A 13450-nucleotide genomic window follows, 5' to 3' on the forward strand; every position below is an offset into this window, starting at 1 on the left:
ACTGGTAGATGAGGCCTACTCGCTGTCTGCCAGGCTGGTGCTTGATCGCGTTCCCGCGTTGCGACTCTGACACCTGACATGTGGCCGTCTGTAGCCTTCCGGATTCCTTCGGTTTCAGCGAAGAGATGTCGGCCCGGTCGTGCCACAGACGTGCCAGATCGGGTGGTACATGGCGGTCACTCGCGGGCGCCGGCGGTGCAGCGGCCGGGGAAGCGGCAGGGTAGCCGAGCCGCAGGTCACGCCGGGTGTCGAACGCCTGTCCTTGTAAAGCGGGGGTCGTCGGTTCGAACCCGACAGGGGGCTCCGTGGTGAAGGGCCGGTCCGACGGGTGTCGGGCCGGCCCTTCGGCGTGGGTGGGGGTCAGTCGGGTGGGAGGGTGAGGGTGGCGAGGGCGCCGCCGGTGGGGTGGTTGGTGAAGGTGAGGGTGGCGCCGATGACGCGGGCGTGGCCGGTGGCGATGGTGAGGCCGAGGCCGTGGCCGCGGCCGCGTTCGGGGGCGTTGGTGCGGAAGCGTTGGGGGCCGTGCCGGAGCAGGTCGTCGGGGTAGCCGGGGCCGTGGTCGCGGACGGTGATGCGGTGGCCGTCGACGTGCAGGTGGACGGGGGCGGCGCCGTGGCGGTGGGCGTTGAGGACGAGGTTGCCGAGGATGCGGTCGAGCCGGCGCAGGTCGGTGCGGACCTGCCGGTCGGCGGCGACCTCGACCGTGACGTCCAGTCCGGTGAGGGAGACGGTGCGGCGCACCGCGCGCTCCAGGGGGACGGCGGAGAGGTCGGGGGACTCGGCGTCGGCGTCCAGGCGGGAGACCTCCAGCAGGTCCTCGACCAGGCCGCGCAGGGCTTGGACGCGGTTCTGGACGAGCTGGGTGGGGCGGCCCGGCGGCAGCAGTTCGGCGGCCGTGACCAGTCCGGTGAGCGGGGTGCGCAGCTCGTGGGCGACGTCCGCGGTGAAGCGCTGTTCGTCCTCCAGCCGGCGGTGCAGGGTGCGGGACATCAGGTCGACGGCGGCGGCGAGGTCGGCGACCTCGTCCTTGCCGTCGACGAGTTCGCCGATCCGGGTGTCCGTCCCGCCGGCCGCGATGCCGCGGGCGGCGGTGGCCGCGGTGCGCAGCCGGCGGCTGATCCGGTCCGCGACGAGCACGCCGACCAGCACGGTGGTGAAGACCGCGGCGACGACGGTGAGCAGGATGATCCGGTCCAGGTCGGCGATGGCCCGGCGGTCCTGGCCGAAGTCCACCCGGACGGAGAGCACGCCGTGCTGCACCGGGCCGGCCGCCCACATCGACTCGCCCGCGCCGCCGGCCGCGAGCATCGAGCCCTTCCGGCCGCTCTCGGCGAGGGTGCGCAGCCGGTCGGGCAGGGCGGGGTCGTCCAGCGCGGTGCCCGGTCCGGTCAGCTCGGGGCTGCGGCCGTAGCCGGTCAGGGCGGAGTCGAGGGCGGTGAGCGCGGTGGCGCGGGCCTGGTCGACGTGCTGACGGATCATCGCCCGGTGGACCAGCAGGCCGACGGCCACCGCGACCAGGACGGAGATGGCGGCGACGGCGGCGGCGATCTGGCGGCGCAGGGTCATGCCGGGCGCCGCAGCTTGTAGCCGAACCCGCGGACGGTCTCGATCCGGCCGGAGCCGATCTTGGCGCGCAGCCGCTGCACGTGGACGTCGACGACCCGGGTGTCGGCGCCCCACTCGTAGTCCCAGACCCGTTCGAGCAGGGTGGAGCGCTCCAGCACGATGCCGGGTGCGGCGGTGAACTCCAGCAGCAGCCGCAGTTCGGTGGGGGTGAGCGGGACGAGACGGTCGTCCACCCGGACCTCCATGCTGTCGGTGTCCACCCGCAGGCCGTCGAAGCTGCGGACGGCGGGGGAGGGGAACGGGGAGGGGGTGGAGGCGGCGGGTGAGGGTGAGGGGGCGTCGGACGCGGGGGCGTCGGTGGCCGGGACGACGCGGATGCGGCGTAGCACCGTACGGATCCGGGCGACCAGGACGGCGCTCTCGAACGGCTTGACGACGTAGTCGTCCGCGCCGGCCTCCAAGCCGGAGACCACGTCCACCGGGTCGGTGCGCGCCGACATCATCAGGATCGGCAGCTGGCTCTCCTCGCGGATCCGGCGGCAGAGGCCGACGCCGTCGAGCAGCGGCAGCATGACGTCCAGCAGGAGCAGGTCGGGCCGGACGGCGTGGAAGGCCTCCAGCCCCTCCAGGCCGTCGGCGGCCGTGGTGACCGGGAAGCCGTAGCGCTCCAGCGCCATCCGGGTGGCCTCGCGGATCACCTCGTCGTCCTCGACCAGGAGGATGTGCGGGTGGGCGGGGGTGGCGGCGGAGGTCATCGCTTCGGCTCCGGGGACGCGGCGGGGGCGGCGGGCTGGACGGGGGCGGCGGGCTGGGCGGTCGGCCGGGGTGCGCGCGGGGACGGGACGGCCGCGCCGGGGGCCGGGGCCTGCGGTCCGCCGGCGGGTGAACCGGTCGGCACCGCACTGGCCTTGGGGGTGGCGGTCGGTCCGCCGGCGTCCGCGCCGGTCGGCGGCAGCACACCGAGGCCCTCGTCCTTCCGCTCCAGCAGGACGAGCCTGCTCCCGTCCCAGCGGTAGTGGCTGCTGGTCCGGACGTAGACCGTGGTCGACTCGTACAGCCACAGCTCGGAGCCGATGGTCTCGGCACTGAAGTTCCGTTCGACGGGCACCCGCAGGACGGGCAGCAGACGGTCCTCGGCCAGGGTGTAGACGTGCAGCACCACCGGCCCGGGGGTGACGGCGGTGGTGATCAGCGAGAGCCGTCCGTCCCCGGTCAGGTCGCGGAACTCGGGGCTGCGCACCTCGCAGCCGGCGCAGGAGTCGAGCGCCTGCCGCTCCTCCTGGGTGACCGCGGGGTCCTTGGCGAGGACGGTGCGGACGTCGACGGCGGTGATGTCGCCCCCGGGGACGGTCAGGTCCGGTACGGGCTGCGGCGGCTGCGCGGTGCCGCCCGTACCGGTGGCGGACGGGGTCGGCGACGGCCCGGCGGTCAGGTGCGGCCAGAGCGGCTGGCGGACGGGCGGCGGCGTGACGACCGCGGCCGGGCCCTGGTCCTGCAGGCCGCCGGGGGACGACCGGCCGAAGGCCAGGGCGGCGAGGGCGAGGAGGACGACCAGGCCGGCCAGGGCGGCCACCGGGAGGGCGGCGGGTCGGCGGCGGGGTGGGGGTGTCGCTGCCACGGTCGGTGCTCTTCCTCCTGGTGTGCGGCGCGGTGCCGGGGCCGGGTGCCGGGGTCGGGCGTCGGCGCTGGTGCCGGTGTCGCGGCCGGGCCCGGTCCCGGCGCTTCGCCGCCGTGGGCGTCCTGGTGGTAGGTCGTCCCGGCGGCCTCCAGCGGTTCCGCCGCGTTCGGGCCGGCCGGACCGCCGTCAGTGCGGTCGGACCGCGGTCGGGCTGCGGTCGGACCGCGGTCGGGCCCGGCGGGCCAGGGTCTGGCCCGCCGGGCCGCGGTCAGGCCGGGTCCGCCAGCACGATGATGTTGTCCGTCCAGTGGCCGTCCGAGCCGATCCGCCCGCCGCAGGTGATCAGCCGCAGCGCGGGCGCGGGCGTGTCGCCGTACACCTGCTCGGTGGGGAAGCCGTCCTTGGCGGCCTGGAGCAGCGTGCGGACCTTGAAGTCCACGGTGCTTCCGTCCGCGCGCCGTACCCGGATCAGCTCGCCCGGCCGCAGCTTCGGCAGCTGCCGGAAGACCGCCGGGCCGTGCACGGTGTCGTAGTGCCCGATCAGGACGGCGGGTCCGGTCTCGCCCGGGGTGGGGCCGTTGCGGTACCAGCCGACCTCGTCGCCGCGGTCGGCCGGCGGCACCTGGACCGTTCCGTCGGCGTTCAGGCCGAGGTCGGTGACCGGCGCGTCCACCCCGGCACCGGGGATCAGCAGGCGGGTCGGCGGCGAGGCGGGGAGCGGCTTGGGGGCGGCGGCAGCGGGAGTGGTGGTGGTGGCGGTGGGCGGGGCCGCCGGCGGGGTGTCCGTGGCGCTGCCGTGGCCGGAGGCTTCGATCCGCACCACCGGGGTCTGCCGGCCGGACAGCGCCAGCGAGGTGCCGAGCACCAGGCAGAGCAGGCCCGCCGTGCCGAAGACCGTACGGCGCAGGGCGCTCGGGCCCGCCGTGGCGGCCCGGCGCCGTCCGCGCCGGCGGCCGGGCCGGTCGGAGCGCTGGTCGGGCCGGTCGGCGCGCTGGGCTTCGCGCCGGTGGCCGCCTCGGTGGCCGCCTCGGTGTCGGCGGCCGCGGCTGTCGGTCCCCACCACCGGGGCGGCCCCGGCGCCGCTTCCCCGACCGGCCAGGTGCGGGGGAACGGCGCCGGGGTGCCCGGTGGACTCGGGACCGGTGTCAGCCGCGCGCACCGGAGCGGCGGCGCAGGACGGCGAAGCCGAGTGCCGCGGCGCCGACGGCCGCGACGGCGCCGCCGCCCGCGAGCATCAGGCCGGAGCCGTCGGTGGCACCGGAGCCGTCACCGGCCTGCGCGGCACCCTTCGGCACCTCGCGGACCTGCGGCTGGGTGCCGGCCGGCGCCTGCGGAGCGGGCACGGCCCGCGGGGACGCGGCGGCCCCGCCCGGGGCGGCGGGGGAGGCGACCGGAGTGGGCACGGCCTTCGGGTCGACGGGCGCCGGGGAGGCTGCGGCGGGGGCCTTCGGCGCGGTGCCGGCCGGGGCGGCGGCGGCGCCGCCCGGAGCGGTCGCGGCGGGCTTCGGCGCGCCGTCGGCCCAGGCCTGACCGCCGGTGACGGCGGTCAGCAGCGCGGCGCCGGTCAGGGCGCAGACCGCCAGGACGCGGCGGGCGGGCGAACGGTCGGTACGGCTCCTGCTCATGCGGTGGTCTCCATCTGTGTCGGTGTCGGTGTCGGTGGGTGCATCGGTCTTCGCTGCGGCGTGGTCTCGCTGCGGCGCGGTCGCGGACGTTCGTCGTCGGCGCCGAACGCGGGCAGGCCCTCGTCGCGGACGCCCTCGGGCCGGTACGGCCGGTGCGGCCGGGGCGTCGACACTGACGGTAGGAGGGGCGTGTCGCGGTCCTCGGCCGGTCGTGTCACGGACGGCCATCGGCTGCGTAACGGCCGCTTCCGTCACAGTCGTTGCTCGTCACGTCCCGCCCGCTGGCAGAGATCGCGCCGCCAGAATGCGCGCTGCTCGATTTCGCGCCGGCCGGTGAGTGCCCCCGGCCCCCGGCGCGTACCTCTGGGTGGGGGACCGCAAAGGATCAACAGAGAGGTGGCAGCGATGAGCATGCTGGCCAACCTGGTGCCGGCGATGCGGCATCCGCACAAGCGGACCCGGACCGGCAAGGAGACCAGGACCTCGAAGACCAAGGACCGTCGTCGCCGCCGCCATGGCAGCAACTCGCGGCACTGACGGCTCCGCCGTCCTGTCAGGGCCGGGCCGCCGTAGGCCCGGCCACCTCCCCGGAACCGGACCCGTACCGTGTGGTCGCTGCGACGCCTGATGGCCGCGGCTGCGTCCGCGGACGCGAGGGCCGACAGCCGCGCGAACGACGGCCGCGGGGCCGACGACCCCGTGGCCCCCGTCGTCGAGCAGGCCCCGGCCGTCCCGCTGCGGCGGGTGTTCGGGCGGTTCTGGCCCTACACCCGCGGGGGCCGGCGCTGGCTGGCCCTGCTGCTGGGGTTCGTGCTGCTCGGGCCGGTGGTCGACGCGGCCGCGATCTGGCTGTTCAAGGTCGTCGTCGACGACGTGCTGGTGCCGCGCAGGCTCGGGCTGTTCCTGCCGGTCGCGCTCGGTTACGCGGGGCTGACGCTGCTGGCGGGGGGCCTGCGCTTCGCCGACGAGACGACCTCGGCCTGGGTCAGCGAGCGCTTCCTGCTCGCCCTGCGCACGGACGTGTTCCGGCACCTGCAGGGCCTGTCCCTGGGGTTCTTCGAGCGGCGGCGGCTCGGTGACGTCCTGTCGCGGCTGACCGCGGACGTCGAGGCGGTCGAGACCTTCCTCCTCTCGGGCGTCCTCGACGCGGTGGCGTACGTCGCCGAGCTGGCCGTCTTCCTCGGCGTGCTGTTCTACCTGCGCTGGGACCTCGCCGCGGTGGCCCTGGTCGTCGCGCCGGTGTTCTGGCTCGCCGCCCGGCGCTTCTCCGTCCTGGTGAAGGCCGCGTCGCGGGAGCGGCGGCGGCGCAGCGGCTCGGTCAGCGCGCTCGCCGAGGAGACGCTGGACAACATCGCGCTGGTGCAGGCGTACAACCGGCAGGACTGGGAGCAGGAACGGTTCCGCCGGGAGAGCCTGGCACGGTTCCGGGCGACGATGGTGGCGACCCGGCTGCGTGCGCTGTTCGCGCCGATCGTGGAGGCGCTGGAGCTGGTCGGCGCGCTGATCGTGCTCGGGCTGGGCACCTGGGAGCTCGCCAACGGCCGCCTGACGCTCGGCGAACTCCTCGTGTTCGTCGCCCTGCTGAGTCGGCTGTACGGTCCGATCCGCGGCATCTCGCGGCTCAGCAACGGCTTCTACTCCGCCTCCGCCGCCGCCGAGCGGATCATCGAACTGCTCGACCAGCGGCCGCAGGTGAGCGATCCGCCGAGCCCGTTGCGCCCCGCCCCGGTCCGCGGCTCGGTGGCCTTCGACCGGGTGTGGTTCCGCTACCCCGGCACCACCCGGGTCGCGCTGTTCGACGTGTCCTTCCGCGCCGAGCCCGGCGAGACGGTCGCGCTGGTCGGGGAGAGCGGAGCGGGCAAGTCGACGACCGCCAGACTGCTGCTGCGGTTCTACGACCCGGAGCGCGGTGCCGTCCGGCTCGACGGCGTCGACCTGCGCGAACTCGCCCTGGCCGACCTCCGGCGGCACATCGCGGTGCTGCTGCAGGAGACCCTGGTGATCCACGGCACCGTGCGGGACAACATCGCCTACGGGCGGCCGGGCGCGACCGATGCGCAGATCGTCGCCGCCGCGAAGGCCGCCGACGCGCACGAGTTCGTCAGCCGGCTGCCGGACGGCTACGACACCGTGGTCGGCCGGCAGGGCGGTCTGCTCTCCGGCGGGCAGCGGCAACGGATCGCGATCGCCCGGGCGATGGTCCGGGACGCGCCCGTCCTGCTGCTGGACGAGCCGACCACCGGACTGGACGCGGAGTCCGGGCGGCGGATCCTGGAGCCGTTGGGGCGGCTGATGAGCGGGCGGACCACGATCGTCATCTCGCACAACCTGCTGACCGTGCGGAACGCGGACCGGATCGTGCTGCTCCGCGGCGGCTGCGTCGCCGCCCGCGGCACGCACGAGGAGTTGCTGGCCCGCGACGACGGCTACGCCCGGCTCGACCGGCTGCACCGGGCACCGCTCCGGGAGGTGGCCTGATGCGCGCCGAACGTCCTGACCCCGAACGTCCTGACCCCGAACGTCCTGACCTCGAACGTCCTGACTCCGAACCTCCTGACCCCGAACGTCCACTCCCCGCAGGCGAGTTCATCGCCCCCGGCTACCAGGTCCTGGGGCACCTGTGCCGTACCGGCTGGCTCGACGTCTACGACTGCTGGAGCGAGGAGCGCGACTGCCGCTGCGTGGTCAAGGTGCTCCGGCCCGACCGTCGCCGCGAACGCCGACTGCGCGAGCGCCTGCTCCGCGAGGGGCGCTGGCTCACCGAGTTCACCCACCCCCACCTGGTGCGCGGTTACGGCACCGGCGAACGCCCGCAGCCGTACGCGGTCCTGGAGACCCTCACCGGCGAAACCCTCGCCCACCTGCTGGACACCCGACCGCGCCGCCCGGCCGCCGACGACCTGGCCCTGCTCGGACTGCACCTCTGCTCGGCGACCCGCTACCTGCACCGGCAGGGCCTGCTGCACCTCGACCTCAAGCCCTCCAACATCGTCATCGACTGCCGCCGCGCCAAGGTGCTCGACCTGAGCATCGCCCGCCCCCCGGGCCCGGGCACCCCCGGCATCGGCACGGACGGCTACCTCGCCCCCGAACAGGCCGCGGGCGGCACGCTCACGGCGGCCACCGACGTCTGGGGCATCGGCGTCACCCTCTACGAGGCCGCCACCGGTGAACTGCCCTTCGGGGGCGAGTCGTTCAGCCAGATCACCCCGATCGCCCCGGTGGCCCGAAGCCGTCGCCTCCCGCGTCCCCTCGCCGCCGCCATCGACGCCTGCCTCAGCCTCGCTCCCGACGACCGCCCTGACCTGCCCCAACTGGCGGAAACCCTGGACGAGTTGCTTCCCCGGAGCCGCCGCGCGGCGCCGCCCCCGGAGGAGTAGCGGCGGCCGGAGCGCCCCACCGTCCCCTGCGGCCGACAGGCGCGCCGGCCGTCGGGTTGCGCCGAGCCCGACGTCCCTGGTCGCCGCCAGCCCGGCACATCCCCGAGGCCCCTACCGCGCCCGGCTGCCCGTCCTGCCCTCCCGCGCCCCGCCTTCCCCCCGACCCTCCCGCTACCGCGCCCCACGCAGTCGGCGGAGCGTCCACCCCGGCCCGAGCGCCCCGGTGTGGGTGGTGAAGAGCTCGGCGGCGCGCCGGTAGGAGAGGCGGGCGCGGCCGGTGTAGGGGCAGCGGTCGGGGGCGGGGGTGCCGGCGGGGGCGCGGCGGTCGGTGAGGAAGAGCGGGCCCGTGCCGCGGCCGGCGACGAGGAGCGGCAGGAGGCGGGCGGTGCCGGGCCCCCAGTGGACGGGGGTGTGCCCGGGGCGGGTGCGGCGGTGGAGGAGGTCGAGGTGGTCGGTGTCCAGGGCCAGGACGGTTTCGATCGCGGCGCCGGACTCGTGCAGCAGGTGCCACAGCGTCTGCTCGCGCAGCGGCGCGCGCAGGGCGAACAGGGCGCGCAGCTCGTCCGGGGTCAACGGGGCGGTGGAGGCGTCCGGCTCGGGCAGGGCGCGGGGGCGCAGTTCGGCGGTCGGGTCGGCGTCGATCCAGCCGCGGGCCCGCCACCAGGCCACTGCCGCGCGCAGGGTGGCGAGTTCCCGGTTGAGCGTGCGCGGGTCGGTGCCGGCACCGCGGCGGGTGAGGGCGGTGCGGAGCCGGTCGGCGGCGTCCGGGTGGTCCAGCAGGGCCAGCGGCAGGACGGGCGGCCGGGCGCGCCGCCGTTCGGGGCCGGTGGGGGCGGGCCGGTCGGCGAGGGCCCAGGCCCAGGTGTCCAGTGCGATCCGGTAGATCCGCCGGGAGCCCTCGGCGAGTCCGGAGGCGGCCAGGTAGCGCTGTACGGCGGCGCCGTACTCGACCGGGGGGAGCTCTGTCACGCCAGCCTTCTTCCGCAGTAAACGACCGTATCCGGGCCTCGTCCGAGGCCATCGAAGAATACTCGCTCGCCGCAGTAAAGCCCAGGTGAACGCCCATATTCGTGTCCATTTACTGCGGCGATGAAGCCCCCTCCCGACATTGATGCCAAAAGGCTCAAGTTTTTCGCCGGAACCCCTTGAACCCCGCCTCCCCGGAACCTCAGACTTGCTGCCCATGGCAATGGACACCGAACGGATCCCGGCCCGCCGAAGGCGTCTGGGAGACCGTCTCGCCGTGCTGGGCGAGCGCGATTTCACCTGGTTCTTCACCGGGTACACCACCTCTCTCCTCGGCTCCTCGATGGCGCCGGTGGCGGTGGCCTTCGCGGTGCTGGACGGCGGCGGCAGCGGCAGCGATCTGGGCTGGGTGATGGCGGCCCGCATCCTCCCCGTGGTGGTGGTGCTGCTGGCCGGCGGGGTGATCGCCGACCGGCTGGGCAGCCGCCGGGTGTTGCTGGGGTCGGACGTCCTGCGGGGCCTGGTGCAGGCGGTGTTCGCCGGGCTGCTGGCGGCCGGGCACGCGCCGGTCTGGGCGATGGTGGTCCTGGTCGCGGTGTGGGGGATCGGCGAGGGGCTGTTCATGCCGGCCTTCGGCGCGATCGTGCCCGCCCTGGTGCGCCGCAAGGAGCTGATGGCGGACGCCAACACCCTGCTGGGGCTGTCCCGTTCGGTGTCCACGGTGGTCGGCCCGGCGGTGGCCGGCCTGGTGACCGCGACCAGGGGCCCGGCCGCGGTGCTGCTGGTCGACGCGGTGACGTACGGGGTCGGCGCCTTCGCACTGGCCCGGCTCCGGCTGCCCGGGCGGGCGGCAGCGGACGGCGGCGAGTCGATGCTGCGGGAACTGCGGGCCGGCTGGTCGGAGTTCACCGCCCGACCGTGGCTGTGGATCACCACCGCGCAGATGGGCCTGTTCAACCTGCTGGTGTGGGCGCCCTTCCTGGTGCTCGGCCCGCTCACCGCGCAGCGGGACCTCGGCGGTGCCCGCGACTGGGGCCTGGTGATGGGCGTGTACGGCGCCGGCGCGGTGCTGGGCGGCGTGCTGATGCTCGGCCGCAGGCCCGGCCGTCCGCTCGCGGTGGCCACGCTGGCAGGCCTGGGCTGGGCGCTGCCGTCCGGGGCGCTCGCGGCCGGGGCGTCGTTGCCCTGGGTGGTCGCCGGCGCGCTGGTGGCGGGGGCCGGCTCGGCGGTCTGCGGAACGCTGTACGCCACCACGATGCAGGAGTGGGTGCCGGTGGAACTGCTCGGGCGGGTGACCTCGTTCGGCGCGCTCGGCTCCTTCGTCCTGGGGCCGCTCGGTCTGGCGGCGGCCGGTCCGCTGGCCGCCCGGTCCGGGACGGGAACGGTGCTGCTGCTCGGGTCGCTCTGGCAACTGGCGGCCGGGGCCGTAGTGTTGGGGATACCGGCCGTACGGAATCGCCGCTGGGAGGAGGGCCCGGTGGACTGACCGATCCCTCGGACGGTTCCGGGGCGCACCCCCGGCCCCGGTGCGGTCCCACCGCGCACCGCGCCCGGCCGGCCCCGGAGCGAAACCGGCTGCCCCACCCGCGCACGCACGCCTCCGCGGCGGGCGGGGCGGCCGACCCGGTCGTACGGTGGAGGGTGCGGGGGGTGACGGAGGAGGTCTTCCCATGCCCGGTTCGCTCACCATCAGCCACCACGAGTCCGCGGTGGCCCTGGACCACACGGACGCCGAGCGGCTCGCCACGGTGCTGGCAGAGCTGGCGTACCTGCTGGAGATCCCGGGCCCGAACCGGATCAACGAGGCCCAGCTCGCCCTGCTGTGCGAGGGCCGCACGCCGGACCGCGCCGAGCTGGCCCGCTGGGCCCAGGCGCTCGCCACCCAGCTGAAGGGGCGGCTCTGACCGACTCCGTACCCGCTCGGCCCGACTCCGTACCCGCTCGGCCCGCCGACCGCCCGCCGTACGATGGCGCGCGGGGCGGGGACGCCCTCCGGGTGCCGGGGTGGCCGGCGGCCGGTCCGGCGGAGGGTGGGGGCCCGAGCGTGCCGCAGTCCTGGTCGATGTCCTGGCTGACCGTGCCGACGCCGCTGCCCAGCGGCCCGATGCACATCGCGGTGACCCCGCTCGGCGTCGCGGCGGCCGGTTACGGCGGGCGCGAGGGTGAGGCGCCGCCGTGCACCGACGAGTCGAAGATCGCCACCGTCACCGAGCGGATCGGCGCCTACCTGGCGGGCCGCACCCATGAGTTGGGCCTGCCGATCGACTGGAGCCTGAGCTCCGGACCGCACCGCGCCGTGCTGCAGACGCTCTGGCGCGAGGTGCCGTACGGCCGGACCGTCACGTACGGCGAACTGGCCGCCCGCAGCGGGGTGTTCGAGGACGTCACGGAGCCCGGTCTCGCCGCCCGGACGGTCGGGCAGATGATGGCCGCCAACCCGGTTGCGCTGTTGGTGCCCTGTCACCGGGTGGTGGCGGCGGACGGGATCGGCGGTTTCGGCGGCGGCCGGGTCGGCATCGAGGTGAAGCGCTGGCTGCTCACCCTGGAGGGGGTGCTGGAGCCGACGCTCGACTGGAACGGGCCGCTGTAGCCGCCGAGTTGCCGGACAGGAGTCACACCGATGGGGGAAGATGGGGTCCCGTCGGCCGACGGCGCGCGTCCTGTTCGAATAGAAAATCGAATGAATATCGATCAGGTGATCTAGTCGTACTATTTGTTCGGTTATTCCAAACCACTCGAATGAGTGATTGCGGACCGCCCTCGAACGGGCCCACGATGAAGCTGCGACACGAATGCGCAAGGTGACACTTCATCAGGTATCGGGTATGCGAAGGGCTCCCCTCATGTCGACCGAAACCAATGCCGGAATTCCCGCGCCCGGAGCGCAGCCGGAAGTCCGGCAGCAGCAGAGTCTGAGCACGGCGGGCGCGCGGAACCTCGCCACGACCACCAAGTCCGCGCCGCAGATGCAGGGCATCAGCCCGCGCTGGCTGCTCAGGAAGCTGCCCTGGGTGCAGGTGTCCGGCGGTACCTACCGGGTCAACCGCCGCCTGCGCTACGCGGTCGGCCGCGGCCGGGTGGACTTCGTCAAGACCGGTTCCGAAGTGCGGATCGTCCCGCCGACGCTCGCCGAGGTGCCGGTGCTGCGCGGCTTCCAGGACGAGGCCGTGCTGGAGGAGCTGGCCTCGCGCTTCGTCCAGCGGGAGTTCGCCCCCGGGGACGTCCTGGTGGAGGCCGGCGCGCCGATCACCGAGGTCTTCCTGATCGCGCACGGCAAGCTCGACCGCATGGGCACCGGCAAGTACGGCGAGGAGACGGTCGTCGGCACCCTCGCCGACGGCGACCACCTCGGCGACGAGGCGGTCCAGCAGAACGGCGGCACCTGGCCGTACACCGTCCGCGCCGCGACCTCCGGCACCGTGATGGCGCTGTCCTGGCCCTCCTTCCAGGAGCTGCACGACCGCTCCGAGGCGCTGCAGCTGCAGGTCATCGAGTACCTCAACGGCTTCCAGCGGGCGCAGAACAAGCACGGCGAGGCCGCGATCGACCTCTCCGCCGGCCACCACGGCGAGTACGAGCTGCCCGGCGCCTTCGTGGACTACGAGCTCAAGCCGCGCGAGTACGAGCTGAGCGTCGCGCAGACCATCCTCAAGGTGCACAGCCGCGTCGCCGACCTCTACAACCAGCCGATGAACCAGACCGAGCACCAGCTCCGGTTGACCATCGAGGCGCTGCGCGAGCGCCAGGAGCACGAGCTCATCAACAATCCCGAGTTCGGCCTGCTGGAGAACGCCGCCTACGACCAGCGGATCCAGACCCACTCCGGCCCGCCCACCCCGGACGACATGGACGAGCTGCTCAGCCGGCGCCGCAGCACCAAGATGTTCCTGGCCCACCCCAAGGCCATCGCCGCCTTCGGCCGGGAGCTCAACAAGCGCAGCCTCTACCCGGGCACGGTCGAGGTCGACGGCAAGCAGGTCATGGCCTGGCGCGGGGTGCCGGTCTTCCCGTGCAACAAGATCCCGGTCGTCGGGAACACCAGCTCGATCATCGCGATGCGGGTCGGCGAGGACAACCAGGGTGTCATCGGGCTGCACCAGACCGGAATTCCGGACGAATACCAGCCGAGCCTTTCGGTGCGGTTCATGGGAATCGACGACAAGGCCATCATTTCCTACCTGGTGACCGCCTACTACTCCGCCGCGATCCTGGTGCCGGACGCCGTCGGCGTCCTGGAGAACGTGGACATCGCGCAGCGCTGACGCCCGGCGGGGCCGGGCGCGGAACCCGCGCCG

The 13450-nt window shown here is 74.6% G+C and carries 13 protein-coding genes; 7 read left to right on the top strand and 6 right to left on the bottom strand.

The annotated features are described in order from the left end of the window. Positions 1–360: 360 nt before the first annotated feature. From ACIRD3_RS27825 to ACIRD3_RS27845, 5 genes are all read right to left on the bottom strand, one after another. Positions 361–1566, bottom strand: coding sequence for a sensor histidine kinase (locus ACIRD3_RS27825; RefSeq protein WP_402221897.1), 1206 nt, complete (start codon positions 1564–1566; stop codon positions 361–363). Continuing rightward, positions 1563–2321: a two-component system response regulator CseB gene (cseB, locus tag ACIRD3_RS27830; RefSeq protein WP_402221899.1), complete on the bottom strand. Its 759-nt coding sequence runs from the start codon at positions 2319–2321 to the stop codon at positions 1563–1565. The genes ACIRD3_RS27825 and cseB overlap by 4 nt, the downstream gene beginning before the upstream one ends. Further along, positions 2318–3184: a hypothetical protein gene (locus ACIRD3_RS27835; RefSeq protein ID WP_402221902.1), complete on the bottom strand. Its 867-nt coding sequence runs from the start codon at positions 3182–3184 to the stop codon at positions 2318–2320. Before ACIRD3_RS27835 ends, cseB begins: the two co-directional genes overlap by 4 nt. Before the next feature lie 268 nt (positions 3185–3452). Continuing rightward, positions 3453–4247, bottom strand: coding sequence for a class F sortase (locus tag ACIRD3_RS27840; RefSeq protein WP_402221905.1), 795 nt, complete (start codon positions 4245–4247; stop codon positions 3453–3455). 82 nt (positions 4248–4329) lie between these two features. Beyond that, entirely contained in the window at positions 4330–4809 is a 480-nt protein-coding gene (locus ACIRD3_RS27845) for a hypothetical protein (protein ID WP_402221908.1), read from the bottom strand. 396 nt (positions 4810–5205) lie between these two features. Between ACIRD3_RS27845 and ACIRD3_RS27850 the strand changes: the two genes are divergently transcribed. The 3 genes from ACIRD3_RS27850 to ACIRD3_RS27860 all read left to right on the top strand — a co-directional run bounded on the left by ACIRD3_RS27850 (position 5206) and on the right by ACIRD3_RS27860 (position 8189). Next, positions 5206–5346 carry a hypothetical protein gene (locus ACIRD3_RS27850; protein WP_402221910.1) on the top strand — a complete coding sequence of 47 codons (141 nt, stop codon included), beginning with the start codon at positions 5206–5208 and terminating at the stop codon, positions 5344–5346. 162 nt (positions 5347–5508) lie between these two features. Then, on the top strand, positions 5509–7287 hold the full coding sequence (locus ACIRD3_RS27855) for an ABC transporter ATP-binding protein (protein ID WP_402221912.1): 1779 nt from the start codon (positions 5509–5511) through the stop codon (positions 7285–7287). Beyond that, complete coding sequence (locus tag ACIRD3_RS27860; RefSeq protein ID WP_402221915.1) at positions 7287–8189, top strand: serine/threonine-protein kinase; 903 nt, start codon at positions 7287–7289, stop codon at positions 8187–8189. Before ACIRD3_RS27855 ends, ACIRD3_RS27860 begins: the two co-directional genes overlap by 1 nt. 171 nt (positions 8190–8360) lie before the next feature. On the opposite strand, the gene ACIRD3_RS27865 is transcribed toward ACIRD3_RS27860, so the two are convergent. Beyond that, positions 8361–9158 carry a hypothetical protein gene (locus ACIRD3_RS27865; protein WP_402221918.1) on the bottom strand — a complete coding sequence of 266 codons (798 nt, stop codon included), beginning with the start codon at positions 9156–9158 and terminating at the stop codon, positions 8361–8363. A gap of 214 nt (positions 9159–9372) precedes the next feature. Here ACIRD3_RS27865 and ACIRD3_RS27870 point away from each other — a divergent pair, with 214 nt between their 5' ends. The 4 genes from ACIRD3_RS27870 (at position 9373) to ACIRD3_RS27885 (ending at position 13417) form a co-directional block, all read left to right on the top strand. Continuing rightward, positions 9373–10641, top strand: coding sequence for an MFS transporter (locus tag ACIRD3_RS27870; protein WP_402221921.1), 1269 nt, complete (start codon positions 9373–9375; stop codon positions 10639–10641). A gap of 184 nt (positions 10642–10825) precedes the next feature. Then, positions 10826–11059, top strand: a complete 234-nt coding sequence (locus ACIRD3_RS27875; RefSeq protein ID WP_402221924.1) for a hypothetical protein — start codon at positions 10826–10828, stop codon at positions 11057–11059. Between the two features lie 140 nt (positions 11060–11199). Further along, the gene (locus ACIRD3_RS27880; RefSeq protein ID WP_402221926.1) at positions 11200–11745 is read left to right on the top strand and encodes a methylated-DNA--[protein]-cysteine S-methyltransferase; all 546 of its coding nucleotides are present in this window, start codon (positions 11200–11202) and stop codon (positions 11743–11745) included. A 253-nt stretch (positions 11746–11998) separates the two neighbouring features. Continuing rightward, a complete protein-coding gene (locus ACIRD3_RS27885) occupies positions 11999–13417 on the top strand; it encodes a family 2B encapsulin nanocompartment shell protein (RefSeq protein ID WP_402221929.1) in 1419 nt (472 codons plus the stop codon). The last annotated feature ends 33 nt before the right edge of the window (positions 13418–13450 follow it).

Source organism: Kitasatospora sp. NPDC093550 (genome assembly GCF_044764985.1).
Lineage (GTDB): Bacteria > Actinomycetota > Actinomycetes > Streptomycetales > Streptomycetaceae > Kitasatospora.

Coding starts and splice junctions, on each gene's coding strand:
- ACIRD3_RS27825 (WP_402221897.1), bottom strand. CDS start 1,566: ATGACCCTGCGCCGCCAGATCGCCGCCGCCGTCGCCGCCATCTCCGTC.
- cseB (WP_402221899.1), bottom strand. CDS start 2,321: ATGACCTCCGCCGCCACCCCCGCCCACCCGCACATCCTCCTGGTCGAG.
- ACIRD3_RS27845 (WP_402221908.1), bottom strand. CDS start 4,809: ATGAGCAGGAGCCGTACCGACCGTTCGCCCGCCCGCCGCGTCCTGGCG.
- ACIRD3_RS27860 (WP_402221915.1), top strand. CDS start 7,287: ATGCGCGCCGAACGTCCTGACCCCGAACGTCCTGACCCCGAACGTCCT.
- ACIRD3_RS27870 (WP_402221921.1), top strand. CDS start 9,373: ATGGCAATGGACACCGAACGGATCCCGGCCCGCCGAAGGCGTCTGGGA.
- ACIRD3_RS27875 (WP_402221924.1), top strand. CDS start 10,826: ATGCCCGGTTCGCTCACCATCAGCCACCACGAGTCCGCGGTGGCCCTG.
- ACIRD3_RS27885 (WP_402221929.1), top strand. CDS start 11,999: ATGTCGACCGAAACCAATGCCGGAATTCCCGCGCCCGGAGCGCAGCCG.